Genomic DNA, 1,758 nt, shown 5'->3' with positions numbered 1-1,758 from the left:
ATCTATTTTTAAATTATACTTTATATTATAAATACTCATTTGCGAGAACTGTTTGTATAAAATTTTTTCATAATAAACCGGCTCATCTGGTATAAAAATCCACTTAACGCCCCTAGCTTGAACAAAACTACCAAGATCGTTTCGATCTAAAAATTTATACTCACCGGTTACTTGAGCCACTGCTCTTAGTTTTTTGTTTCCTAGTGAAATTAAGATTATATCACCGTTTTTTATCTCGTTTTTTAGTCTGTTTATGGCTATAGCTGAAAAATCCGTCTTTTCTTTTCCCATAAGTTTTGAAATTTGTTCAATATTCTTGCAATCACTAAAATTAATCCATTTGCCAAAGCCAAGCAAAACAACATTGTTTTTTATGCAATACTCAAATACAAAATCTTCTTCTGGATTTTGAGAGTCTCCTAAAGACATCTTCCAAAAATTCATGCTATCTTTAAAAACTAAGGTTTCGCTGGGATTGCCTTCAATATTTTGCGCAGTCTTGCAAAGTTTTTTAAAAATCCCATCTTCAGTATCGTATTTTATTTCTTTATCACTATCGGTTTCATCATTGCCTAAAACAGGCTTTATGCCTTCAACAAATTCCTCATACCCATAACTTTGGTGAAATGTTACAAATTTTATTTGTCCTCTTTGCACATATTCATCAAATTGCTTTTTTAAAATTTTCCTATTTTCTTTGTCGCTGATTTCTTCTTCGCCAACTTTTTCTCCTTTTATTATCTCGATGGCTTTTGCTATTGTGGTATATGTTTTTCCTGTTCCTGGAGGGCCGTATAGGATTTGGTTTAGGGGATAAGTTGTTGTTTTATTATTATCGGCCGGCTCATTTCCTTTTTCTTCTAATATATCCTGTTTTAAATCGTTTTCTTTTGCATATTCATTCCATAGCGAAAACGAATAATCATAAAAGTCGATATTGTCGGGCTTCTTTTTAATTAGCTCTTTTTGAATTTGTGATATCTTGTTTGATTCTATATTATTTCTCCGAGCAAGATACTCAAAAGCGTCTCGTGAGACAATACGTAAAAGCGTTTTATCTGGTGCATATAAAAAAGCTATTTTCCATTTTACGGCATCGCCCAAATCAATATCGTCAATTTTTTCAAATTCTTTATTTTGTGCATAATTTATAACTTGTAAAATTATACTTTTTATTTTTTCAAATGCTTCGTTTCTATTGTTTCCATATTTTTTATACCAGCCATACTCTATATCACCAGTTTGCCCAGGTTTAAGTTCTTTTCTGCCATCTTTTTGAGCTCTTTTAAAAATTCCAAATTTATAAGCCGAGCCGCCCCATATACTTATAAGCTTCTCTGTTTTGCTTTCAAGCCAATATGTAAAAGTATCCTTATCGCCAATCCCGGTATATTGGTTTATAGTCATATCTTTGACATTTTGCAAAGTCCATCTTTGTTTAAACTCATCTTTTAGTTTTAAGCATTCTTCTAATGTTGCCATTTTTTGCTCCCCTTTATCCTTTTTTAATTATATCATTCATTTTATCGCAAAACTTGGCTTTAATTTAATTGCCATTTTATTTTCATTTCAAGCCAAAATTTTGCTTGATGTAGATATGCAAAATATCGATCGCGGCGGGCGTTACGCCGCTGATCTCGCTCGCGGCAAACAGCGTCGGCGGCGCGAAGCGATTTAGCTTCTGCACGATCTCGTTGCTAAGGCCTCCGATCTTGCTAAAATCGATCTGCGGCGGGATCGCGACGCCAAGCAGCCCCT

2 pseudogenes are annotated in these 1,758 nt (G+C 33.8%); both read right to left on the bottom strand.

The features are described from left to right. A pseudogene (locus Q0257_RS06910) lies at positions 1–1,482 on the bottom strand (hypothetical protein); the annotation flags it as partial. Between the two features lie 82 nt (positions 1,483–1,564). Beyond that, positions 1,565–1,758, bottom strand: a pseudogene (locus Q0257_RS06905) (tRNA uridine-5-carboxymethylaminomethyl(34) synthesis enzyme MnmG); the annotation flags it as partial.

It is taken from the genome of uncultured Campylobacter sp., from assembly GCF_938018035.1.
Taxonomy (GTDB): domain Bacteria; phylum Campylobacterota; class Campylobacteria; order Campylobacterales; family Campylobacteraceae; genus Campylobacter_B.
The sequence above is the reverse complement of the archived record's forward strand: the minus strand, read 5'-3'. Positions and strand labels throughout refer to the sequence as shown.